The organism is Caulobacter sp. GW456-12-1-14-TSB4, from assembly GCF_059424195.1.
The window spans coordinates 1-20,575 of sequence record NZ_JBWKZF010000038.1; the positions used below are offsets into that span (position 1 = coordinate 1).

At 70.0% G+C, this 20,575-nt stretch carries 21 protein-coding genes and 1 pseudogene; 6 read left to right on the plus strand and 16 right to left on the minus strand.

Annotated elements, in window-relative coordinates; genetic code table 11:
- Positions 1 to 712, plus strand: a 712-nt coding sequence (gene radC / locus AC07YH_RS23985) for a RadC family protein (protein ID WP_494749415.1), incomplete at its 5' end; no start/stop codon positions are given.
- A 114-nt stretch (positions 713 to 826) separates the two neighbouring features.
- Complete coding sequence (locus AC07YH_RS23990) at positions 827 to 2,071, plus strand: dipeptidase (RefSeq protein ID WP_494749416.1); 1,245 nt, start codon at positions 827 to 829, stop codon at positions 2,069 to 2,071.
- On the opposite strand, the pseudogene AC07YH_RS23995 reads toward AC07YH_RS23990, so the two are convergent.
- A pseudogene (locus tag AC07YH_RS23995) lies at positions 2,038 to 2,181 on the minus strand (hypothetical protein); the annotation flags it as partial. The gene AC07YH_RS23990 and the pseudogene AC07YH_RS23995 overlap by 34 nt on opposite strands.
- A 73-nt stretch (positions 2,182 to 2,254) precedes the next feature.
- On the opposite strand from AC07YH_RS23995, the gene AC07YH_RS24000 reads away from it, so the two are divergent.
- Both AC07YH_RS24000 and AC07YH_RS24005 read left to right on the plus strand, forming a co-directional pair.
- Positions 2,255 to 2,908 (plus strand): lysozyme inhibitor LprI family protein, encoded by a 654-nt coding sequence (locus AC07YH_RS24000; protein WP_494749417.1) that lies wholly within the window; start codon positions 2,255 to 2,257, stop codon positions 2,906 to 2,908.
- 3 nt (positions 2,909 to 2,911) lie between these two features.
- Complete coding sequence (locus tag AC07YH_RS24005) at positions 2,912 to 3,595, plus strand: lysozyme inhibitor LprI family protein (protein WP_494749418.1); 684 nt, start codon at positions 2,912 to 2,914, stop codon at positions 3,593 to 3,595.
- Here the strand turns inward: AC07YH_RS24005 and AC07YH_RS24010 are convergent.
- The 5 genes from AC07YH_RS24010 to AC07YH_RS24030 form a co-directional block, all read right to left on the minus strand.
- Positions 3,592 to 4,224, minus strand: coding sequence for a periplasmic heavy metal sensor (locus AC07YH_RS24010; protein WP_494749419.1), 633 nt, complete (start codon positions 4,222 to 4,224; stop codon positions 3,592 to 3,594). The genes AC07YH_RS24005 and AC07YH_RS24010 overlap by 4 nt on opposite strands.
- Positions 4,221 to 4,700 carry a hypothetical protein gene (locus AC07YH_RS24015; RefSeq protein WP_494749420.1) on the minus strand — a complete coding sequence of 160 codons (480 nt, stop codon included), beginning with the start codon at positions 4,698 to 4,700 and terminating at the stop codon, positions 4,221 to 4,223. The genes AC07YH_RS24010 and AC07YH_RS24015 overlap by 4 nt, the downstream gene beginning before the upstream one ends.
- Positions 4,701 to 4,713: 13 nt before the next feature.
- Complete coding sequence (locus AC07YH_RS24020) at positions 4,714 to 5,268, minus strand: RNA polymerase sigma factor (RefSeq protein ID WP_494749421.1); 555 nt, start codon at positions 5,266 to 5,268, stop codon at positions 4,714 to 4,716.
- 26 nt (positions 5,269 to 5,294) lie between these two features.
- Complete coding sequence (locus AC07YH_RS24025; protein WP_494749422.1) at positions 5,295 to 5,726, minus strand: EF-hand domain-containing protein; 432 nt, start codon at positions 5,724 to 5,726, stop codon at positions 5,295 to 5,297.
- A 75-nt stretch (positions 5,727 to 5,801) separates the two neighbouring features.
- A complete protein-coding gene (locus AC07YH_RS24030; RefSeq protein WP_494749423.1) occupies positions 5,802 to 8,684 on the minus strand; it encodes a bifunctional [glutamine synthetase] adenylyltransferase/[glutamine synthetase]-adenylyl-L-tyrosine phosphorylase in 2,883 nt (960 codons plus the stop codon).
- 107 nt (positions 8,685 to 8,791) lie between these two features.
- On the opposite strand from AC07YH_RS24030, the gene AC07YH_RS24035 reads away from it, so the two are divergent.
- Positions 8,792 to 9,679 carry a M56 family metallopeptidase gene (locus tag AC07YH_RS24035; RefSeq protein ID WP_494749424.1) on the plus strand — a complete coding sequence of 296 codons (888 nt, stop codon included), beginning with the start codon at positions 8,792 to 8,794 and terminating at the stop codon, positions 9,677 to 9,679.
- An 18-nt stretch (positions 9,680 to 9,697) separates the two neighbouring features.
- Positions 9,698 to 10,585: a M56 family metallopeptidase gene (locus AC07YH_RS24040; RefSeq protein ID WP_494749425.1), complete on the plus strand. Its 888-nt coding sequence runs from the start codon at positions 9,698 to 9,700 to the stop codon at positions 10,583 to 10,585.
- A gap of 11 nt (positions 10,586 to 10,596) precedes the next feature.
- Here the strand turns inward: AC07YH_RS24040 and AC07YH_RS24045 are convergent, their stop codons facing one another.
- The 10 genes from AC07YH_RS24045 to ccmI all read right to left on the minus strand — a co-directional run bounded on the left by AC07YH_RS24045 (position 10,597) and on the right by ccmI (position 20,464).
- On the minus strand, positions 10,597 to 11,736 hold the full coding sequence (locus AC07YH_RS24045) for a threonine aldolase family protein (RefSeq protein ID WP_494749426.1): 1,140 nt from the start codon (positions 11,734 to 11,736) through the stop codon (positions 10,597 to 10,599).
- A gap of 21 nt (positions 11,737 to 11,757) precedes the next feature.
- A complete protein-coding gene (uczS, locus tag AC07YH_RS24050) occupies positions 11,758 to 13,164 on the minus strand; it encodes a two-component system sensor histidine kinase UczS (protein WP_494749427.1) in 1,407 nt (468 codons plus the stop codon).
- A gap of 5 nt (positions 13,165 to 13,169) precedes the next feature.
- Positions 13,170 to 13,484 carry a type II toxin-antitoxin system RelE/ParE family toxin gene (locus AC07YH_RS24055; RefSeq protein ID WP_494749428.1) on the minus strand — a complete coding sequence of 105 codons (315 nt, stop codon included), beginning with the start codon at positions 13,482 to 13,484 and terminating at the stop codon, positions 13,170 to 13,172.
- Positions 13,485 to 13,492: 8 nt separating this feature from the next.
- Positions 13,493 to 13,717, minus strand: coding sequence for a hypothetical protein (locus tag AC07YH_RS24060; protein WP_494749429.1), 225 nt, complete (start codon positions 13,715 to 13,717; stop codon positions 13,493 to 13,495).
- A gap of 32 nt (positions 13,718 to 13,749) precedes the next feature.
- Positions 13,750 to 14,421, minus strand: a complete 672-nt coding sequence (gene uczR / locus AC07YH_RS24065) for a two-component system response regulator UczR (RefSeq protein WP_494749430.1) — start codon at positions 14,419 to 14,421, stop codon at positions 13,750 to 13,752.
- A gap of 267 nt (positions 14,422 to 14,688) precedes the next feature.
- The gene (locus AC07YH_RS24070; RefSeq protein WP_494749431.1) at positions 14,689 to 16,272 is read right to left on the minus strand and encodes a Do family serine endopeptidase; all 1,584 of its coding nucleotides are present in this window, start codon (positions 16,270 to 16,272) and stop codon (positions 14,689 to 14,691) included.
- Between the two features lie 145 nt (positions 16,273 to 16,417).
- Complete coding sequence (locus AC07YH_RS24075; RefSeq protein WP_494749432.1) at positions 16,418 to 16,870, minus strand: cytochrome c-type biogenesis protein; 453 nt, start codon at positions 16,868 to 16,870, stop codon at positions 16,418 to 16,420.
- Positions 16,867 to 18,849 (minus strand): heme lyase CcmF/NrfE family subunit, encoded by a 1,983-nt coding sequence (locus AC07YH_RS24080; protein WP_494749433.1) that lies wholly within the window; start codon positions 18,847 to 18,849, stop codon positions 16,867 to 16,869. Before AC07YH_RS24080 ends, AC07YH_RS24075 begins: the two co-directional genes overlap by 4 nt.
- Positions 18,846 to 19,364 carry a cytochrome c maturation protein CcmE gene (ccmE, locus tag AC07YH_RS24085; RefSeq protein ID WP_494749434.1) on the minus strand — a complete coding sequence of 173 codons (519 nt, stop codon included), beginning with the start codon at positions 19,362 to 19,364 and terminating at the stop codon, positions 18,846 to 18,848. The genes AC07YH_RS24080 and ccmE overlap by 4 nt, the downstream gene beginning before the upstream one ends.
- Positions 19,361 to 20,464 carry a c-type cytochrome biogenesis protein CcmI gene (gene ccmI, locus AC07YH_RS24090; protein WP_494749435.1) on the minus strand — a complete coding sequence of 368 codons (1,104 nt, stop codon included), beginning with the start codon at positions 20,462 to 20,464 and terminating at the stop codon, positions 19,361 to 19,363. Before ccmI ends, ccmE begins: the two co-directional genes overlap by 4 nt.
- Positions 20,465 to 20,575 lie beyond the last annotated feature (111 nt).

Here is a 20,575-nt window from a genome sequence, read left to right on the forward strand (position 1 = left end):
GCCCGCCCCTGTCCCGGCCAAGGCCAAGAAACCCTCGGCCCACGCCCACCACGCCGGCCACCGCGAGCGGCTGCGGACACGCGCCAAGGCCGGCGGGTTCGTCGCCCTGCCCGACTACGAGCTGCTGGAGCTCTATCTCTTCCGCACCTATCCGCGCGGCGACGTCAAACCGCTGGCCAAGAGCCTGCTGGCCCGCTTCGGCTCGCTGGGCGGGGTGCTGGGGGCGACGATCGAGGAGCTGGCCACCGTGCCCGGCGTCGGCGAGACGGCGGCCATGGACATCAAGCTGCTGCACGAGGCCACGCTGCGGGCCGGCCGCGACAAGATCGTCAAGCGGCCGGTGATCAGCTCGTGGAGCGCCCTCTTGGGCTATGTCCGCGTCGCCCTGGCCAACGAGTCGCGCGAGCAGTTCCGGGTGCTGTTCCTCGACAAGAAGAACCAGCTGATCGCCGACGAGGTGATGAACCGCGGCACGGTCGACCATGCGCCCGTCTATCCGCGCGAGGTCATGCGTCGGGCGCTGGAGCTGTCGTCCAGCAACATCATCATCCTCCATAACCACCCGTCCGGCGACCCGACTCCGTCGCGGCCGGACATCGACATGACCAAGCAGATCGTCGAGGCCGGCAAGGCGCTGAAGATCGCCGTCCACGACCACCTGGTGGTCGGCCGCGAGGGCGTGGCCAGCTTCAAGGCGCTGGGGTTGATGTAGATTTGGCAGACTCCGGATCAGGACATTAATTTCTCAACAGGATCGTCGAGCTTGGCTTGACGGCGGTCTTCCAGACCTTAGCGTCACGACGCCTGTTTCATCCGGAGTCCCCGCATGCGTCGCCTGCTCACCGTTCTCCTCGGCTCGGCCGCCCTGCTGACCGGCGTGGCGCACGCCGCCGACGCCAAGAAGGCTCCGGTGAAGCCGGATGAGATCCCCAAGGCCATCAAGACGCTGCACGACAGCTTCCTGATCCTGGACACTCACCTCGACACGCCCGAACACTTCGCGCGCCAGGGCTGGTCGATGCTGGACCGCCACGCGGTCTCCGAGGACGGCACCCAGGTCGACCTGCCGCGCATGAAGGCCGGCGGCCTGGATGGCGGTTTCTACGTGATCTACACCGGCCAGGGCGAGCTGACCGCCGAGGGCTATCGCAAGGCCCGCGACTTCGCCCTGAACCGCGCGACCGAGATCCGCGAGATGGTCGCCGCCCACTCCGACCAGTTCGAGCTGGCCTACACCGCCGAGGACGCCGCGCGGATCAACAAGGCCGGCAAGAGCTTCGTCTTCCAGAGCATCGAGAACTCCTGGCCGATCGGCGAGGACCTGACCCTGATGCAGACCTTCTACGCCACGGGCGTGCGGATGGCCGGGCCGGTGCACTTCAGGAACAACCAGTTCGCCGACAGCTCGACCGACAAGCCGATCTGGCACGGCTATTCGCCGCTGGGCCTGCGCTGGCTGGCCGAGGCCAACCGCTTGGGGATTCTGGTGGATGTCAGCCACGCCAGCGACGACATCATCGACCAGTCGGTGGCCCTGTCGAAGGCCCCGATCATCGCCTCGCACTCGGGGGCCAAGGCGATCTTCGACCACCCGCGCAATCTTGACGACGCCCGCATCAAGAAGATCGCCGACAGCGGCGGCGCCGTCTGCATCAACTCGGTCTATCTGAAGGCCTCGGAGCAACCGAGCCCGGAACTCATGGCCGAGCTGAAGGCCCTGGGTCCGCTGGACGACGCGGCCACCGAGGCGCAGGTCAAGGCCAGGATGGTCAAGATGGCGGCGCTGAAGGCCAAGTACACGTTCCCCCCGCGCGCCAATTTCGAGATCTTCATGGCCAGCATGCTGCACACCCTGAAGGTGGCGGGGCCGAAAGCCGTCTGCGTCGGGGCCGACTGGGACGGCGGCGGCGGCGTCGAAGGCCTGGAAGATGTCGCCGACCTGCCCAAGATCACCGCCCGCCTGAAGGCCGAGGGCTATAGCGACGCCGACATCCAGGCGATCTGGAGCGGCAATGTGCTGCGCCTGATCGCGGGCGCTCAGGCGTATGCCAAGAGCGTGGCCAAGCCCTGAAACTTGTCATCCCGGAAAGCCCGTAGGGCTTGTCCGGGACCCAGGGGCCGGCGCAGCGCGGTTGCCCCTGGGTCCCGGCTCTCCGCTTCGCCGTGTCCGGAATGACAAGCTTTGGGGTCTCCGCTGGCTGTTCGATAACGCCGTTCTCGGTTAACTTCCCAGCGTTGTTGGGGAGGTCGAGGTATGGGTCGCATCGCTCTCGTCTTGGCCGCGCTGGTCATGCTGGCCGCACCCGGCGCCCAGGCCGCCAGTTTCGACTGCGCCAAGGCCGGCACGGCGACCGAAAAGGCCATCTGCCGTGACCCCGCCCTCTCCAAGCAGGACGAGGCTGTGGCCTCCGCCTACAAGGCGGCGCTGACGCTCTGGCCGGCCGGCAACTGGGCGACCTATCTTCGCACCGAACAGCGCAACTGGCTCAAGGATCGCGACACGATCTGCAAGGGCGGCGACGTCGCCTGCCTCAAGCGCGACTACGAGCTGCGGCTGGGCTACTTGCAGCGGCGGAGCCTGAAATGGACGGGCCGCTACGTCGCCGGCAATTGCCCGAAGGACGGCGTCTTCCTCGACGCCGCGCCCAGCTATCCCCAGGACGAGCTGTCGATCGACATCTACTATTGCCCCAGCTCGGCGGGGAACATGCTGCAGCAGGTCCGCGGCATGCCCGACGCGACCGGACGCCTGGACTACAAGGGCGACGCCAACTGTCCGATCACCCTGGTCTTCACCCAGGACACCGTCACGGTGTCCGGTCCGACGACGGGGAACTGCAAGCTGCTGTTCTCCGAGCGCGTCTTCCGCCGCGATCCCGCCCGCTCGCCCTTCCTCAACGAGGACTGACCCATGGCCCGCCTCGCCGCCGCCCTGCTGGGCCTGATGGTTCTGACCCTGGCCAGCCCGGCCGCCGCCGCCAGCTTCGACTGCGGCAAGGCCCGCACCAAGGTCGAGAAGCTGATCTGCGCCGATCCCCAGCTGTCGCGCCAGGACAGCGACCTCGCCGCCGCCTATGCCGAGGCGCAGAAGGCCTGGGACGGCAAGATCCTCGCCTATGTGAAGACCAGCCAGCGCGGCTGGGTCGGCGCCCGCGCCCTGCTGCCGCCCGACAAGGGCATGGGCGGCATCCTCTGTACCGACGACGAGACCCGCCTGCCCTGCCTGCGCCAGATCCACACCGACCGTATCGCGGTGCTGAAAAGCCCCGGCTTCCGGCTGAGCGGCGTCTATACGCGCGGCCAGGATTTCCTCAGCATCAAGGCCATGCCCACGGGCTTGGTCTTCGGCTACGCCCTGGCGGACACGAGCGCGACCCAGGGCTTCACCGACGACGCCCAGCCGATCCGCATCGCGCCCGGCCAAGCGGCCGTGACCTTCCCGCTGACCGGCCAGGGGCCAGACGCCTGCCGGCTGGACGCGGCGTTCACCGCCGACGCCGTGGTCCTGACCCAGAAGGGCCCCTGCTCCGGCGCGAAGCTGAGCGGACGCTGGACACGCGACCAGGCCCGCGATCCCGAAGCGGAGTTGTTCTAGTCCTGACGGGCCGGGTTGCGCCGTGGCGTATAGATCCGCGACAGCCCTTCGGACAACACGGCCCGGTCCTGTTGCGGCAAGGTCGCGGCATAGGCCGACAGCGCCGCCTCGACATTCGCGCGCGCCTGCTGGTCCAGCGACCGCGCGTTCGCCAAGCGCCTGCCGACCTCGGCGGAATCGAAACTGGGCGACTGCAGCGCGTCCAGCGCCGCCTGGCGCTCGGCGCGAGCCTGGCGGGTGATGGGCTGGTTCTTCTGGTTGGCCGCGTGCAGGGCCTGGCGCAGAGCCTTGCGGGCCTGAGGCGAAAGCTGGTCGGCGGCGGTCCATAGCGGCGGCCGCGCCAGGCGCTCGGCGGACTGGGCTTCCGGCGGCGGGGCGACGACGACCGGCGCGGGCGGCGGCGGGCGACGAACCGGCGCGGCGGGCTGCGGAACCGGTGATGCGGCTGGCGCGGGCGGCGGGGCCTGGACTGGCGCGGCGACCATCGGCTGGGGCGCGAGCGAAGTCGGCGCGACGACGGGCGGCTCCGACAGCCGCATATAGGCCATGCCGGCGACGCCGCCGATCAGGAACACGTTGAGGGCCGCCGAGGCCGCCAAGCCGATCAGCAGCGGACGCGAGAGGCTCATAGCTCGGCGGGCTCCTCGAGGGCGTCCTGCAGGTCGGTGTTGAAATCGACGGCGGTGACGGGCTCGGCCTTGGCGGCGGGCGCCTGGGCGGTCTCGACCTGGGCGACCTGCGGGGCGGCGACAGACGGCGCGACCACGACCTCACGCCCCCCCAGCGAGACCCCGACCAGCACGCCGGCGAAGGCGGCGGCCGACAGGCTCAGAGCCGCGCCCAGGCCGGCGATCCAGCGACGACCCGCGCCTGCCGGTTGCGGCGCGGCGGCGATCAGGCGGCCCAGCAGGGCGGCGTCGGGACGCTGGGCCGGAGCCAGGTCCAGCAGGCGGTCCAGTTGCGCGGCGTCGGCGAGCACCGGCGACAGCCGCGCCGCGTTCGCCGCCAACAGGGCGCGCGCGGCCTCGCGCTCGCCTTCCGGCCAACGGGCGATCTCGCCGCCATAGGTGTCGGCCAGGTCCTCGAACTTCTCGAGCGTCATCATGACCATGCGTCCTTCATCCCCCCGCCAGATCCGCCAGCGACGCCTTCAGCGCGCGCCGCCCCCGCGACAGCAGACTTTCCAGCGCCTCGACGCTGATCTCCATCAGGCCGGCGGCTTCGATATTGCCCAAGCCCTGGTGATGGCAAAGCACGATCGCCTCGCGCTGGCGAGGCGGCAGGGCCGCCAGCGCCGCCTCGACGCGCTTGCTCAGGTCCGCGCCGATCAGGCCCGCGTCCGGGGCTGGACCGGTGTCGACCTGCTCGGGCGGCGTGTCGGTCACGATCTCGCGCCGTCGCCGCAGCCGGTCGTAGCAGAGGTTCAGCGCCACCCGGTGCAGCCAGGTGTCGAATCTGGCCGCGCCCGGCTTCCAAGCCCGCGCCTGTTTCCAGGCGCGCAGGAAGGTCTCCTGGGCCACGTCCTCGGCCTCGCCGGAGTCGTTCAGCATCCGCCGGGCCAGGGCCAGGATACGCGGCAGGCGACGGTCCAGCAGCGTGCGGACGGCGGACGGGTCGCCCCGTCCCACCCCCGCCAGCAAGGCTTCGTCGGGATCGTTCCCGTCGGACGCCAACCGTCACTCCGCCGCGCACGTCGTCATCAGACCCCGACCTTGGCCTTGCCCGGCTTGGCGCTCAACTCTTCCAGCGTCAGGACGCCGTCATTGTTGGTGTCCATGCGCTTGAAGCGCCAGGCCAGCAGGGCGTCGGCCTCGGCGCGCGACAGCATGCCGTCCTTGTCCTTGTCGAAGCGGGCGAACAGCTGCTTGCCGCGCTTGCCGGCCTTGCCCGAGGCCTTGGCGTCGACCTCGGCGTTCTGCTTGCGGTAGGCGGCGAACTCGTCGGGCGAAATCTTGCCGTCCTTGTCGGTGTCCAGCCGCGCGAACAGCTTGTCGCCGTTCTTGGCCTGGAACTGCTGCAGGGTCATGCCGTCGGTGGCCGCCGGCGCGGCCTTTGTCGGCGCGTTCTGAGCCAGCGCGGGGCCGCCCAGCGCCAGCACGGCGCCGGCGGCGATCAGGGTGCGTACAATCATCAGTCTCAAGGTCTCCATGGAGGAAGGCCCGTCCCATGAGACTGAACGCGCGACCGCACGGATTCCGTCGCGAAATTATCCGGGCGCCTTCACGATCGCGGAATAGGCCGCGCGCGCCTCGGCCTTGGCCTTGGCGAGCTTCGGTTTCAGCGACTTGAACTGGCCCACATGCCCCGCCTTGGCCAGCAGGGCCTTGAAGGCCTTGGGCTCGGCTTCGGGGTCGCCGCCGTCCTCCAGCGCGACCTTGATCAGCTGGCTGAGATCCTGCTCCAGCCGCCAGGCGGTCTCCAGCCGGGCAAGAGCGCCGGCGTCGGCAAGGCCGGCGTCGCGCAACGCCGCCAGGGCCTCACCCGTGTTCTGCCGCAGGGGCCCGCCCTTGGCCGCGTGGGCCAGTTGCAGGAACTGGGCGGCGAACTCGATGTCCACCAGGCCGCCGGGGTCGAGCTTCAGGTCCCAGTCGCCCTTGCCCGGGCGCTCGCGCTCCATCAGTTCGCGCATGTCGATGACGTCGGCGGCGGTCTTCTTCCATTCGCGCGGCCGGCGCAGGGCCGCCTCGATCGCGCCTTCGGCCTGGGCCTTGAAGGCGGGCGAGCTGGCCCAGACCACTCGGGCGCGGGTCAGGGCCAGCAGCTCCCAGGTCTCGGCCTCGCGCTCGTAATAGTCCTCGAAGGCCGCGAAGCTGACGGCGACCGGGCCCTTGGTTCCGGACGGGCGCAGCTTGAGGTCGACCTCGTAAAGGGTCCCCTCCCCCGTCGGCGCGGACAGGGCCGAGGCCAGGCGCTGGGTGAAGCGGGCGTAGAAGACGTCGGCGCTCCACTCCTTGATGGCGGACATCGCGGCCGGCTCATCGGCCAGATAGAGCGTCATCAGGTCGAGGTCGGACTTGGCCGTCATCTCGCGCGAGCCGGCCTTGCCCAGCGCCACCACCGCCACCTGGCCGGGGAAAGCGCCGCCCAGGCGTTCGGCCTCGGCCAGGGCCGCCGGGGCCAGGCCGCCGATGATCAGGTCGCCCAGCTCGGCGAAGGCGCGGCCGATGTCGCGGGCGTCGGCGCTGCCGCTCATCACCCGCACGCCGATGCGGAAGCTCTGGTCGCGGAAGAGACGGCGGGCCGCATCCATCGCCCCTTCGAAGTCGGTGGGGTCCCACGGCGCGATGGCGGGCGTCTCGATCGGGCCGAAGAAGCTGGGATCCAGCAGGGCGTCCAGGGCCGTGGGTCGCTTGGCCATGGTCGTGGCCAGGCGCGGGGCGAAGGCCATGACCTCGACGATCAGCTCGAACAGACGCGGCTGGGCCAGGAACAGCGACTGGATCTGCACGCCTGAACTCAAGGATGCGAAGAAGTCGGCGAAACGGTTGAAGGCCTGATCCGGCGCGCCCGTGGCGTTGGCCGCGTCCAGCAGGCGCGGAGCGAGGCGGGTGAAGAGCTCGCGGCCCCGCTCGGTGCGGGTGGCGGCGATATGGCCGTGGTGCCAGCCGCGGATGGTGGCGGCCACGCGCTCGGGGCTGGAGAAGCCCATGCGCTTGAGGGTGGCCAGGGTCTCCGGATCGTCCTCGACGCCGGTGAAGACGAGGGAGCCGAACCGCGAGGACAGCTCCTCCTCGCCGGCGAACAGCCGGCCATAGCGCTGGTTGACGCCCTTGATGATCTTGCCGACCGCCGCGTCGAAGCTGCGCAGGTTGTCCTGCCCCCACAGTGCGGCAACCTTCTTGCGGTCGTTGTCGGACTCCGGGAGCTTGTGGGTCTGATCGTCGGCGATCATCTGGGCGCGGTGTTCCAGCGCCCGCAGGTCCTGATAGGCCTTGGACAGCCAGCCGGCGTCCTCCAGGGTCACGTGGCCGGCGGTCGCCAGGGCCAGCAGGGCGTCCAGGGTGCGCGGCCCGCGCAGGTCCGGCTGGCGGCCGCCCAGGATCAACTGCTGGGTCTGGACGAAGAACTCGATCTCGCGGATGCCGCCGCGCCCCAGCTTCAGGTCCGCGCCCTTGGCGGTCAGGCGGTCGTCGACCTTGTAGATATGGATCTGGCGCTTGATCGAGTGGATGTCGGCGATGGCCGCGAAGTCCAGGTTCCGCCGCCAGATGAAGAGCTGGAGGCTCTCCAGGAACGCCGCGCCCTCCTTGAGGTCGCCGGCCGCGATCCGGGCCTTGATGTGGGCGGCGCGCTCCCAGTTCTGGCCGACGCTCTCGTAGTAGTCCATGGCCGCGTCGACCGGCATCGCGGGCGGCGTCGAGGACGGGTCGGGACGCAGACGCAGGTCTATGCGGAAGACATAGCCGTCGGCGGTGCGCTCCTGCAGCACGCGGCCCAGGTGGTTGGCGATCCGCACGGCCACGGCCTGCGGCTCGACGCCGTCGGCGACCTGCAGCTTCTCGGGCGCGTAGAAGATCGAGAAGTCGATGTCGCTGGAATAGTTCAGCTCGAACGCGCCGTGCTTGCCCATGGCGATGCAGAACAGGCCCGGCGCGGGGCCGTCCTCACCTTCACCGATGTGGGTCAGGGCGCCGCGATCGACCTCCTGCCGGACGGCCTGGGCCAGGGCGGCGCGCAGGGTGGCGTCGGCGAAGCGGGTCAGGGCGCCGGTCACCTGGTCCAGGTCCCAGACCCCGCCGAGGTCACAGAGCGCGGTCAGCAGGTGCAGGTCGGCCTTCAGCTCGCGCAAGGCCTTGCGGGCGGTCTCGAAGTCCGGCTCGTGGGAAACGGCCTCTGCAGCGGCCAGGATCGCAGCGAGAGTCTCGTCCGGATCGCCGTCCAGGATCATCGGCAGGCGCTTGCCGTCGCGTCGCGCCAGGCTGGCCAGGTAGGGCGAGGCGCCGAACACCGGGGCCAGGGCCGGCCAGGCCGCGTCGATCCCAGCCATGGCCTCGCCGACCCGCTTGGCGATCATCTCGTGCGCCCGCTCGGCGGCCTTGGCGTCGATGACGGGACCGCAGGGGACGAGGCGTTGAGCGAGACGAGTCATGGCCGCAACGTGGCCCGACGTGCAGTTTCGAACAAGACTCGCGCTTGACGTTCGAAATTACAGTTGTAACCATTCAATCCGAGGAAACGGCAGGAACCGCTTCGACGATGATCGAGCTTTTCGCCCTCGCCCTGGTTCGGGCCCAGATCGCCGCCGCCGCCGCGGTGCTGCTGGTCGTGATGCTGCGTCCGTCGGCGCGCCGGCTGTTCGGGCCGCGCCGCGCCTATGGCCTGTGGGCCATCGCGCCGGCCGCCGCCGCGGCCGCCTTCTTCCCCAGCCTGGCCGAGACCATGGAGATCGGCGACCCGGCCCGCCCGTGGGGCGCGTGGGCCGGCAAGCTCGTTTTGCTGTGGTTGGCCGGCTGCGCCATCGCCACCGCGATCCTGGTCCTGCGCGAGCACCTGTTCCACCGCCGGGTCGACAAGGGCCAGGCCGGACCGGCCGTGGTCGGCGCCCTGTGGCCGCGCATCGTGCTGCCCTCCGACTTCGCCCAGCGCTTTGACGCCCGCGAGCGCGAGATGATCACGCTGCACGAGCGCACCCACATCAATCGCGGCGACCCGATCGCCAACCTGGTCGTCGCCGCGATCGGCGTGGTGGGCTGGTGCAATCCGATGATCTACCTGGCCTCGGCCCTGGTCCGCATCGACCAGGAGCTGGCCTGCGACGCCACGGTCGTGGCCCTGCGCTCGGACATCCGCGCCGACTACGCCAAGGCCCTGATGAAGGCGCAGCTGAGCGTGAACGTCTCGCCCCTGGCCTGCGGCTGGGCCACCCATCCGCTGATCCTGCGCGTCTCGCTGCTGAACCGCCGCGAGCCCAGCCTGGTCCGCGACGTCACGGGCTTCCTGACGATGACCTTCCTGGCCCTGGCGGCCATGGCGCTGGTCTGGAGCGTGGCGCCGCGCGGTCCCGTCATCACCGAGAACCCTGGCATGGCCGCGCAGATGGACCCGTACACCGGCGCGATCGTCTGGGTGAAGGCCGAGCACTAGCTCCAGGAGGCACCGAGGATGATCGATCTGCTGGTCCTGGCGCTGATGCGCGTGCAGATCGCCGCCGCCCTCGGCGTCCTGGCCGTGCTGCTGCTGCGCCTGCCCGCCCGTATGCTGTTCGGACCGCGCCTGGCCTATGGCCTATGGATGCTGGTCCCGACCGCCGCCGTCGCCGGCCTGTTCCCCAGCCTGGCCGAAACCACCCAGACCGGCGTCGCCGCCCAACCGTTAGGACACAGCCTGGCGCTGAAGCTGCTGTTGGCCTGGATGGTCGGCGCGGCGGGCCTCGCCGGCGCCATGGTGCTGCAGGAGTACGCTTTCCGTCGCCGGGCGGCGCGTGGCCAGGCCGGCCCGGCGGTCATGGGCGCCCTATGGCCGCGCCTGGTGCTGCCGACCGATTTCACCGACCGCTTCAGCGCCCGCGAGCGCGACCTGATCCTGCTGCACGAGCGCACCCACATCCGCCGGGGCGACCCGGTCGCCAACCTGATCGTGGCCGGTTGTCGCGTCGTGGGCTGGTGCAATCCGATGATCCACCTGGGCGCGGCCTTCGCCCGCATCGACCAGGAGCTGGCCTGCGACGCCACGGTGCTGGCCCTGCGCACCGGCATCCGCGCCGACTACGCCCGCGCCCTGCTAAAGGTCTCGCATTCCGGCGTCGCCTCGCCCCTGGCCTGCGGCTGGGGCACGCATCCGCTGGTGCTGCGCGTCGGCTTCGTCGGCAAGGCCGAGCCCAGCGTCCGTCGTGAGATCGCCGGCTATCTGCTGCTGCCGGTCCTGGCGATCGCGACCTTCGCCGGCGTGTGGAGCCTAGCGCCGCGCGGCTTCGACTCCCTGGCCCTGGCCCCGGACGCACTCTACGTCCCCAGCGCCGAACACGGCTGGAAGCTGCCCAAGAGGCCCTAGCCCCGCGATGCTTAACCCAGGAAGAGCTTCACGTATTCGTCGGCCGGCCGGCGGTTGATCGTGTCGTTGACCCAGAACTCGACCACCCCGTCCTTGTCGGGCTTGGGCAGGCGCACGCCGGCCACGCGCGTCCGGTCGAAGAGGCCTTCCGCGACCTTGGGCTTCACCACCAGCTGGCGGATGTTCGAGGCGCTCGGCGCGGGCTTCAGCTTGGCGGCGCCCGCCTTGTCCAGCGCGGCGAACACCTGGTCGGCGGTGGCGAAGGCGGCCTTCTGACGGGCCTGGAAGTCGTCCAGCGCCGCCAGGGCCAGCACCGCGCTCTCCCAGCCCTGATAGATCGTCCCGCCGAACTGGTGGCGCAGGGCCCGGGCCTTGGCGATGTCGGCCTTGCTCCCCGCCAGCACCGCCCCGAACGGCGCGTCCAGATACTTGTAGAGCGAGACATAGACCGTATCGAACAGCGCCGCCGCGCCGGCTGCGTCATAGCTGGGCGGAGCCAGCAGCAGCCGCGCGCCGTCCAGGTGCATCCGGATGGCCTTCGACTTGGCGTAGGCCGAGATCGCGGCCAGATCGGACAGCGGCAACAGTTCGCCATGGGCGCGGCGCACCGGGCTCTCCAGCGAGATCGCGCCGATGCGCAAAGGGTACGGCCCGTTCTCGGCCTCGTCGATGACGGCCTTGATCTCGTCCAGCGACGGACCGGCGCGGCCGGGGGCCAGGTTCACGAGGTTCAGGCCCGACAGCAGTTGGGTCGCATCGCTCTCGTCGCGATAGAGGTGGCTCTCGTGCTGGACGATGACCCGCGTGGCGTCGCCGGCCAGGATGCGCACGGCGACATGGTTGGCCAGGGTGCCCGTCGGCAGGAAAGCGCAGTCCTCCTTGCCCAGCAGGGCGGCGAAGCGCTGCTCCAGCTCGGTGACGGCGCCGCCGGCCAGATAACCGTCACGCGGCTTGCCCTTCTGGACCAGCTCGGCCAGGCGCGTGGCGGTGCGGACCGCATCCGGCGGCGCGCTGTCGCCGACCAGCCAGACGCTCTTGGCGTCGACGGGCGGGAACGGCGGCGGAGCGGGTTGGGTCTGGGTCTGATACTGGGCGAAGGCCACGCCGGGCGCGAGCGCCAGCGATCCGGCGAGAAACTGGCGGCGATCCATCGAAGCCTCCCCTGGCTGAAGCTATTCCACCCGCGGCAGCACCAGGGCTACGCGAAGCCCCGGACCCATGCCGTTGTATTCGCCCGGCCCCTCGGCCAGCTCCAGCCGGCCGCCGTGCGACACCGCCACGGCGCTGACCAGCGACAGGCCAAGGCCCGCGCCCGGCTCGCTGCGGCTGTTCTCCAGGCGCACGAAGCGCTGGACCACGCGGGGACGGTCGGCCTCGGGCACGCCGGGGCCGGTGTCGGTGACCGAGAACTCCAGTTCGCCCGACGAGGTGCGCCGCGCGCGCAGCATGATCGCCCCGCCTTCCGGCGTGTACTTGATGGCGTTGTCGAGGATGTTGGCCAGCGCCTGGGCCAGGAACTCGCGGTTGCCCTTGATGGTCAGGGCCGGCGTGATCTCGGCCTTGAAGTCCAGGCCCTTGTCCTCGCACGAGAACTCGTAGAGCTCGGCCATGTCGGAGGCCAGTTCCGAGGCGTCGAAATTGCGCTGGTCCGGAGCCGAGCCGGCGGCCTGCAGGCGAGCGATGGCCAGCACGGCGTTGAAGGTCTTCAGCACGCCGTCGGCGTCCTGCAGCGCCGTCTCCAGCGCCGCCACCGGATCACCCTTGCCGTTCTCGGCGTCGATCAGGGCGACCTCCATGCGCGCCCGCAGGCGGGTGAGCGGCGAGCGCAGGTCGTGGGCGATGGCGTCGCCGGCGTGGCGCAGGCCGCCCATCAGGCGCTCGATGCGGTCGAGCATGTCGTTCAGGCCCTCGGCCAGCTCGTCATACTCGTCGCGCGTGCCACGCACCCGGGCGCGGGCGTGCAGGTCGCCGGCGCGCACGTCGTTGACCACGTCCACCAGCCCCTGCATCGAGCGGCTGACATTGCGGCTGATCAGGACGCCGCCGGCCATGCCCAGCAGGATGACCAGCGCCCCCGCGCCCCACAGGGCCCGGACGATCTTGCGGACATAGGCTTCCGAGGCGTCGACATCGGCCCCGACGAACAGGATCTCGCCGTGGTCCAGCCGCTGCTGCACGCCACGCGCGGCGGCCTTGACCTCGGCTCCGTCCAGGTCGGTCTCGGTGACCTTGAAACTGGCCCAAGTCGGGCCGTCGCCGGTGAAGTCGCTGACCGGCGACTCCTCTATCGAGCCCGAGATGCGCTTGCCGGCCTTGTCGGCCAGGAAATAGAGGAACGGCTTCTCGCCCGTCGCCCGCTCGACGATGGTCTGGTTCAGGGCGTCGACGCCGCCCTGGCGATAGGCCGCCTCCAGGCTCTCGAACTCGCGGCTGATCTCGGCCTGGGCGCGGCGGTTCACCTCGCCCGCCGTCGCCACGTAGATATAGCCCAGGAAGGCGCTAGCGGCCGCCGCGAACAGGGCCAGGAACAGCAGGGTCAGCCGGAACGGCGTGGTGCGGAGAAGGCGCGGCAGACGCATGGGCTCTAGGTCTTCTTGCCGAGCAGCGCCGAGAGGTCCTGGCGGCTGTCGAGGATACGGACAACGTGGATGCCACTCCCGTCGGGCAGCGGCCGGTAGATGATCTTCCAAGGCCGGACGCTGAACACGTGCGGTTCTCTCCGCATCGTCGCGTCCCGCCAGCCGAGCCGAGGGCGGCGCGCCAGCCGCTCAAGCGTCGTGGTGATCCGGTCGACCACGTCTTGGGCGCGCTCCTCGCCGCTGTCCGCGGCGATCCAGAGCGCCAGCCGAACGAAGTCGTTTCGCGCTTTGGCGCTGTACTTGACCTCGCCCCCCGCCATTCCGAGCGCTAACGGCCTTCCTTGCGGAGCCGTTCACGCACCTCGGCCATGATCTCTTCAGGACTCCAAGGCGTCGGAGGTTCGGTCTCAGCGAACGCTTCCTCGATCAGCTCGCCGATGACCTCGCGGTTGCCCTCGTACCAGGCATCCATCTCGGCTTCGGTCGGGATAGGACCCAAGCCGTCACCGACCGGTTCCAGATCTTCAGCCTCGGGCTTGGCAGGCTTGTTCATGGTCTGATCCTACCACGCCCTCGCCGCGACGCCTACGGATCGAGCCGGTAGCCCGCGCCGCGCACGGTCTGCAGCATGGCCCGGTCGAAGCCCTTATCGATCTTCGAGCGCAAGCGCGAGATGTGGACGTCGATGACGTTGGTCTGCGGGTCGAAGTGGTATTCCCAGACCTTCTCCAGCAGCATGGTGCGGGTCACCGACTGGCCGGCGTGGCGCATCATGAATTCCAAGAGCTGGAATTCGCGGGGCTGGAGATCGATCTCCTTGCCCTGGCGATGGACCGTCCGGTTGATCAGGTTCATCTCCAGCTCGCCGACCTTCAGGGTCGTGGCGACGGCGCCGGTCTCGCGGCGGCGCGACAGGGCCTCGACGCGGGCGATCAACTCGGGGAAGGCGTACGGCTTGACCAGGTAGTCGTCGGCGCCCGCCTTCAGGCCCACCACGCGGTCATTGACCTCGCCCAGGGCCGACAGGAACAGCACCGGCGTCTGGTCGCCTTCGCGGCGCAGGGTCTCGACCACGGTGACGCCGTCCATCTTGGGCATCATGCGATCGACCACCAGCACGTCAAAGCCGCCCTTCTGGGCCTCGGCCAGACCGGCCTCGCCGTCAGGCATGTGCTCGACGCCGTAGCCGGCCTCCTTCAAGCCGTGCGCCATGGCGGCGGCGGCTTCCAGGTCGTCCTCGATAATCAGAATACGCATCGTCAGAGCCCCTCATGCGCGAGCACAGCGGTGGAACGGGTGACGTTCCCCCGATTCCGCGCATCGCGCGACAGTTGTGAGGTTGATAGCCGTTTCGGCGACCCGCGTAACTTAAACCTTGGACAGAAAAAGCCCCGCTCCGGTGTCCGGAGCGGGGCTCTGTCGTTCAGCGATCAGTCGTCAGCTTAGAGCCTGTCCTGATCGGCTTACTTAAGCCGATCAGGATAAGCAGGCTCGCCATCACATTCGTAGAAGCCTTCCAGGCTTCTACGGCGCGATCTTCAGCGGAACGAAGACCGGGCGGTTCTGGCGGATGATCTTGACCAGCACGCTGTTGCGACCGGCCTTCTTGGCCGAGGCCACGGCGTTGGTCACGTCGGTCGTGCTGTTCACCTGCAGGCCGTTGATGGTCGAGAGCACGTCGCCCTTGGCCAGACCCTTCTCGCCGGCGTCGCTGTCGCCCTTCACGCCGGTGACCAGCAGGCCCTTGATCTCGCTGTCGATCTTGTAGGTCTGACGCGAGGCCGGGTCGATCGGACCCAGGGTCAGGCCCAGGGCGTCGATCTTCTGGGTGACGGGCTTGTCCGGGGTCGGGGCGGCGCCGCCGTCCTTGTCGTCATCGTCGTCGTTGATGCCCAGAGCGTTCTCGGCCGGACGGGTGCCCGACTTGACGTCCACCACGCGCGGCTTGCCGTCGCGGATGATCGACATCTTGATGCTCTCGCCCGGACGGGCCTTGGCCACTTCGCGGGTCAGTTCCGAGCGGTTGGCGATGGTCACGCCGTTGACGCCGGTCAGGATGTCGTCCGGCAGCAGGCCGGCCTTGGCGGCGGGACCGCCCGGGACCAGCTCGGCGACGATCGCGCCCTTCACGTCCTTCAGACCCAGGGCCTCGGCCGACTCGGCGCTGAAGTCCTGGATGGTGACGCCGATATAGCCGCGAACGACCTTGCCGCCCGAGATCAGCTGCTTGGCGGTGGCTTCGGCGATGTCCGCGGGAATCGCGAAGCCGATGCCGACCGAGCCGCCCGACGGCGAGTAGATGGCGCTGTTGACGCCGATCACGCGGCCATAGATGTCGAACGACGGACCGCCCGAGTTGCCCCGGTTGATGGGCGCGTCGATCTGGATGTAGTTGACGAACGACGAGGTGTTGTCGCCCAGGTCGCGGTTATAGGCCGAGATGATGCCCGCCGTGGCGGTGCCGCCCAGGCCGAACGGGTTGCCGATGGTGATGACCCAGTCGCCGACGCGCGGCTTGGCCTGGTTCTCGAAGTTCACATACGGGAAGTCCGCGCCCTTGGCCTTCGGGTCGATGACCTTGATGACCGCCAGGTCGGTGCCTTCGTCGCGGCCGACCAGGGTGGCCTTCAGCTCGCGGCCGTCCTTCAGCACCACCTGGATGTCGTCGGCGTCGGCCACGACGTGGTTGTTGGTGACGATGTAGCCGTCGGCCGAGATGAAGAAGCCCGAACCGGCCGACTGCTGCTTCGGCGTGGCCGGCGTGTCGCCGTCACCGTCTTCCTGGCCTTGGCCCGGCTTACCCTTCTGCTGGCCGCGCGGCACGATGTCGAAGCCTTCCAGGCCCGGGATGCGCAGCGCCTGCGGCGAGGCCTTGGAGGTCACGTTGATCTGGACGACGGCGGGCGACACCTTCTCGAAGATGTCGGCGAACGACATCGGCGCGCCCGGCGGCGGCGCGAAGGCCGGCGCACCCGACACGACCGGACGCGCGGCGGGCGCTTCGGCCGAGGCCGTTCCCATGCGCATGCCCACGCCAGCCAGAGCGGCGCAAGCCACGCCCGCGCCAGCGATGGCGCCCACAACGAAACCCGACTTCCTAGCGGTCATTCTCTGCTTTCCTCACCCGCGCGTCCTACGCGCGGTCACGTTGGACCTGAGAACCTAGCCGTGACGGCGAAAGGTGCAATGGTTCTCGAATTACCTTTACGTCATTGGAGCTCGCTTCATGCGGCTCCATTTCGGCGCAATCGTGTCAATCGTCTTGAAGCAATCTGGCGACGCGGTCTTCTTCTTCCTGTGAAAGCTCGGTCTCGGTCGCCTCGCGACGGCGCAGAAGACCGACCATCAGCACCCCGCCGACCAGCAGAACCCCCACCGGGGCTAGCCACAGCGCGGCGTTGCCCGCCGAGAAGCGCGGCTTCAGCAGCACGAATTCGCCATAGCGCTGCACAAGGAACGTGCGGATCTCGCCATCGCTGCGACCCGCCTTGACCTGCTCACGGACAATTCGCCGCAGGTCGCCGGCCAGTTGGGCCTCGGAATCGTCGATCGACTCGTTTTGGCAGACCAGGCAGCGGACTTCCTTGAACAGGACGCGGGCGCGGGCTTCCTGGGTCGGATCGTTCAGGCGCTCGCTCGGCTCGGACGCACTGCCCATCAGGGCGACGGCGGCCAGGGCCACCAGCAGGGCGCGGACGCGGCTCACGCGGCGGTCTCCCGCGCGCGGCGGCCAACGCCCAGGCGCACCCGGCGGTCGGACAGGGACACCACGCCGCCCAGGGCCATGATCAGCGGGCCCAGGAAGATCAGCCGCACCCACGGGTTCACATAGGCGCGGACCAGCCACGCCGGCTTGCCGCCCTCGCCCGCCCGGCGCTCGCCCAGCACGACATAGATGTCGTCCAGCGCGCGGGGGCAGATCGCGACCTCCGAAGTGGTCTGGCCCCCGGTCGGATAGAAGCGGCGCTCGGGCTCGGCGCGACAGACCTCCACGCCGGCCTTGTTGATGACCTTCACGATCCCGCGCTCGGCCAGGTAGTTCGGCCCCTCGACCGTGCCGACATCGGTCAGGGTCAGGGTGTAGGCGCCCAGGGCGTGGCTGTCGTTGAGGCTCAGCGCTTGAGCGGCCTCGACACGCCAGGCGGTCTCGAACGACGCGCCCAGCACGAAGACGCCCAGGCCCGCGTGGGCCAGGGTCGTGCCCCAGGCGCCGCGTGGCAGGCCCTTGGCGCGGCGAGCGCTCTCGGCGGCGGAGGCGCGGAACAGCTTCAGGCGCTCGGCCATCTCCAGCAACGCGCCGCCCAGCAGCCAGAAGCCGAGGGCGAGACCGGCGCTGGCCAAGGCCTTGCGCGGCTGCACGATCCCGTAGGCGACGAGGCCCAGCGCGGCGGCGACGGCCAGCACGATCCACAGCTTGCGGGCCACGCCCTTGGCGTCGCCGCGCTTCCAGGCCAGCAGCGGTCCGGCGGGCAGGACGCAGAAGGCCAGGACCATCAGCGGCACGAAGGTCAGGTTGAAGAACGGCGTCCCCACCGAGACGGCCTCGCCGTCCATGGCCTCGCGGATCAGCGGATACAGCGTGCCCAGCAGCACCACCGCCGTCGCCGTCGACAACAGGATGTTGTTGAGCACGATGGCGCTCTCGCGGCTCACCGGACGGAACTGGCCGCCGGGATTGAGGCTGCCGGCGCGCAGGCCAAAGAGCAGGAAACCGGCGCCGGCCGCGACGCCCATCATGATCAGCAGCAGCACGCCGCGCGTGGGATCGACGGCGAAGGCGTGGACGCTGGTCAGCACGCCCGAGCGCACCAGGAAGGCGCCCAGCATCGAGAAGGTGAAGGCCGCCAGGGCCAGGAACGCCGTCCAGCCCGGCAGCGCCCCGCGCCGCTCGGTGACGATGGCCGAGTGCAGCAGGGCCGCGCCGATCAGCCACGGCATGAAGCTGGCGTTCTCGACCGGGTCCCAGAACCACCAGCCGCCCCAGCCGAGTTCGTAATAGGCCCAGAAGGCGCCCAGCGTGATGCCGACGGTCAGCAGGCTCCAGGCCGCTAGCGTCCAGGGCCGCACCCAGCGGGCCCAGGCCGCGTCGATCCGCCCCTCGATCAGCGCCGCCAGCGACAGCGAATAGACCACCGAGAAGCCGACATAGCCGCTGTAGAGGAACGGCGGGTGCACCGCGAGCGCCCAGTCCTGCAGCAGCGGATTGAGCGAGCGCCCCTCGACGGGGACCTCGACCAGCCGCTCCAGAGGGTTCGAGGCGAACACGGTGTAGGCCAGGAACATCACGCCCAGCGCGCCCTGGATGGCGATGGCGTAGGCCCGCAAGCGCGGCGGCAGGCTGTCGCCGAAGAAGGCCATCGCCGCGCCGTAGCCGGTCAGCACCAGGCACCACAGCAGCATCGAGCCCTCGTGGCTGCCCCAGGCCCCGGCCACCTTGTAGAGCAGCGGCTTGGCGGTGTGCGAGTTGGCCGCCACGTTGGCGACCGAGAAGTCCGAGACCACGAAGGCGTGGATCAGCGCCGCGAAGGCCACGGCCACGGCGACGAACGTCGCCACCGCCGCGCCGCGTCCGGCTCCGGCCAGCACCGGCGATCGGCGAGCGCCGCCGACGGCCGACAGACCGGTCTGGGCGACCGACAGCATCAGCGACAGGATCAGGGCGAAGCTGCCCAGTTCGACGATCATGCGCCCCCCTTCCCAGAGGGCGGCTTTCCGTAGGCCTTGGAGTCGTAGCTAGGAGCAGCCGCCCCCTCGCCGCGCCACTCGCCCTGCTTTTTCAGCGCCTTGGCGACGTCGCGGGGCATGTAGCGTTCGTCGTGCTTGGCCAGCACCTGCTTGGCGACGAAGACACCGCGCTCGTCGAAGGTCCCCTCGGCGACGATCCCCTGCCCTTCACGGAACAGGTCCGGCAGGTCGCCGTGATAGCTGACCTTGGCCGTGGCCTTTTGGTCGGCGACCACGAACTCGACGTCGCCGCCGGGATGCTTGACCACGCTGCCGTGCTGCACCAGGCCGCCCAGCTGCACCTTGCGGCCGGGGGCGACATGCGCCTCCTGGGCCTGGGCCGGGGTGTAGAACAGCGAGATGCTGTCGCGCAGGCCGAACAGGGCCAGACCCACGGCCAGGGCCAGCACCGGCGCGACGGCCAGCAGGATGGTCAGGCGACGGCGCGCCTTGCGTGATTTCGGCCAGAAACTCATGGGGCGATCTTCTGCGGAGGCGTGTCGGCGGCCTGGCGCAGGGCCGACAGCACCTTGGGCTGGTCCTTGAAGCGAGCCGAGGCCGAAGCCAGCGCCGCGTCGCGCTTGGCGGTCTCGCCCAGCACGGCATAGGCGCGGACCAGGCGCACCCAGCCGTCGGTGTCGTCCGGCGTCTGGGCCAGGCGCGCGGCCAGGCCCTCGACCATGCCGGCGATCATGCCCTGGACCTGCGGATTGGCGTCGGCGGCCGGCTGGTCGCTGGGCAGGCGGCCGCTGGCCTCGACCTGGGCGATCTCCTGGCCCAAGGCCGCGCGGCCCGGATCGTTGGCCGGCAGGCTGGCCACCAGGGCCCGCCAGTCGGCGAGACCGCCGGCCACGTCGCCGTCGGCCACCTTGCCGCGACCGATATAGTAGCGAGCGCGGATGTCGTTCGGCGCGACCTTCAGCGCCTCGGTGAAGGCCAGCTTGGCGTCGGCGCCCACCTGTCCCTTGGCCTCCATGACGAAGGTCTCGCCCAGCAGGCTCCAGAGGTCGGCGCGCTTGGGGGCCAGGCGAACGGCCTTGCGCAGGGCGGCCTCGGCGCCGGGCAGGTCGCCGGCGGCGGCGCGGGCCTTGGCCAGGAACACCAGCGGCTCGGGGTCGCTCGGCCGCTCGGCCGCGACGCCTTCCAGCACGGCGGCGATCTTCTCGGGCTCCAGCGTCGCCGGATCGGCGGCCTTCCACGCGGCCACGCGCTGGGCGTAGGGCTGGTCGGCCATCTCGGGCTTGCCCAGGGTGAGATAGAGGCCGGCGGCGGCGACACAGGCCGCGCCGATGCCGAGCACCACGGCCTTGCGCGGGCCAGCGCCGTCGCGTTCCCACACCTCGGTCTGGTCGGCGGCGGCCAGCAGGCCCCGCCCGGCCTCGGCGCGGGCGGCCTTGAGTTCGGTTTCAGCCAGCAGGCCGTCGAGGGCCAGGCGCTCGACCTCGGCCAGACGGCGACGATGCGGCTCCAGCCGGGCCTGGGCGTCGTCGACGGGCCGAGCCCGCGCCGCGCCCCGCAGCACCAGCCCCGCCGTCGCGGCCGACAGCCCCGCCGCAGCGATCCAGAAAGCGATCATGGCGGCGTGTTAGCCTGTTCCCACGCCCGCCGTTAGCGGAAAAAGCGCTTAAGTGGGTCCGGGCGGTTCTCGAGCCATCAACCTCAGAGCCCTTGAACGGCCTCGAAGGCT

What these genes read in the sequence shown, in the direction of transcription:
- AC07YH_RS24070 (WP_494749431.1), bottom strand. Translation starts at nt 16,272, where the DNA reads ATGACCGCTAGGAAGTCGGGTTTCGTTGTGGGCGCCATCGCTGGCGCG.
- ccmE (WP_494749434.1), bottom strand. Translation starts at nt 19,364, where the DNA reads ATGAGTTTCTGGCCGAAATCACGCAAGGCGCGCCGTCGCCTGACCATC.
- uczS (WP_494749427.1), bottom strand. Translation starts at nt 13,164, where the DNA reads ATGCGTCTGCCGCGCCTTCTCCGCACCACGCCGTTCCGGCTGACCCTG.
- AC07YH_RS24010 (WP_494749419.1), bottom strand. Translation starts at nt 4,224, where the DNA reads ATGAGCCTCTCGCGTCCGCTGCTGATCGGCTTGGCGGCCTCGGCGGCC.
- AC07YH_RS24030 (WP_494749423.1), bottom strand. Translation starts at nt 8,684, where the DNA reads ATGACTCGTCTCGCTCAACGCCTCGTCCCCTGCGGTCCCGTCATCGAC.
- AC07YH_RS24000 (WP_494749417.1), top strand. Translation starts at nt 2,255, where the DNA reads ATGGGTCGCATCGCTCTCGTCTTGGCCGCGCTGGTCATGCTGGCCGCA.
- AC07YH_RS24005 (WP_494749418.1), top strand. Translation starts at nt 2,912, where the DNA reads ATGGCCCGCCTCGCCGCCGCCCTGCTGGGCCTGATGGTTCTGACCCTG.
- AC07YH_RS24015 (WP_494749420.1), bottom strand. Translation starts at nt 4,700, where the DNA reads ATGATGACGCTCGAGAAGTTCGAGGACCTGGCCGACACCTATGGCGGC.
- AC07YH_RS24055 (WP_494749428.1), bottom strand. Translation starts at nt 13,484, where the DNA reads ATGGCGGGGGGCGAGGTCAAGTACAGCGCCAAAGCGCGAAACGACTTC.
- uczR (WP_494749430.1), bottom strand. Translation starts at nt 14,421, where the DNA reads ATGCGTATTCTGATTATCGAGGACGACCTGGAAGCCGCCGCCGCCATG.
- AC07YH_RS24045 (WP_494749426.1), bottom strand. Translation starts at nt 11,736, where the DNA reads ATGGATCGCCGCCAGTTTCTCGCCGGATCGCTGGCGCTCGCGCCCGGC.
- AC07YH_RS24080 (WP_494749433.1), bottom strand. Translation starts at nt 18,849, where the DNA reads ATGATCGTCGAACTGGGCAGCTTCGCCCTGATCCTGTCGCTGATGCTG.
- AC07YH_RS24035 (WP_494749424.1), top strand. Translation starts at nt 8,792, where the DNA reads ATGATCGAGCTTTTCGCCCTCGCCCTGGTTCGGGCCCAGATCGCCGCC.
- AC07YH_RS24060 (WP_494749429.1), bottom strand. Translation starts at nt 13,717, where the DNA reads ATGAACAAGCCTGCCAAGCCCGAGGCTGAAGATCTGGAACCGGTCGGT.
- AC07YH_RS24040 (WP_494749425.1), top strand. Translation starts at nt 9,698, where the DNA reads ATGATCGATCTGCTGGTCCTGGCGCTGATGCGCGTGCAGATCGCCGCC.
- AC07YH_RS24025 (WP_494749422.1), bottom strand. Translation starts at nt 5,726, where the DNA reads ATGATTGTACGCACCCTGATCGCCGCCGGCGCCGTGCTGGCGCTGGGC.
- ccmI (WP_494749435.1), bottom strand. Translation starts at nt 20,464, where the DNA reads ATGATCGCTTTCTGGATCGCTGCGGCGGGGCTGTCGGCCGCGACGGCG.
- AC07YH_RS23990 (WP_494749416.1), top strand. Translation starts at nt 827, where the DNA reads ATGCGTCGCCTGCTCACCGTTCTCCTCGGCTCGGCCGCCCTGCTGACC.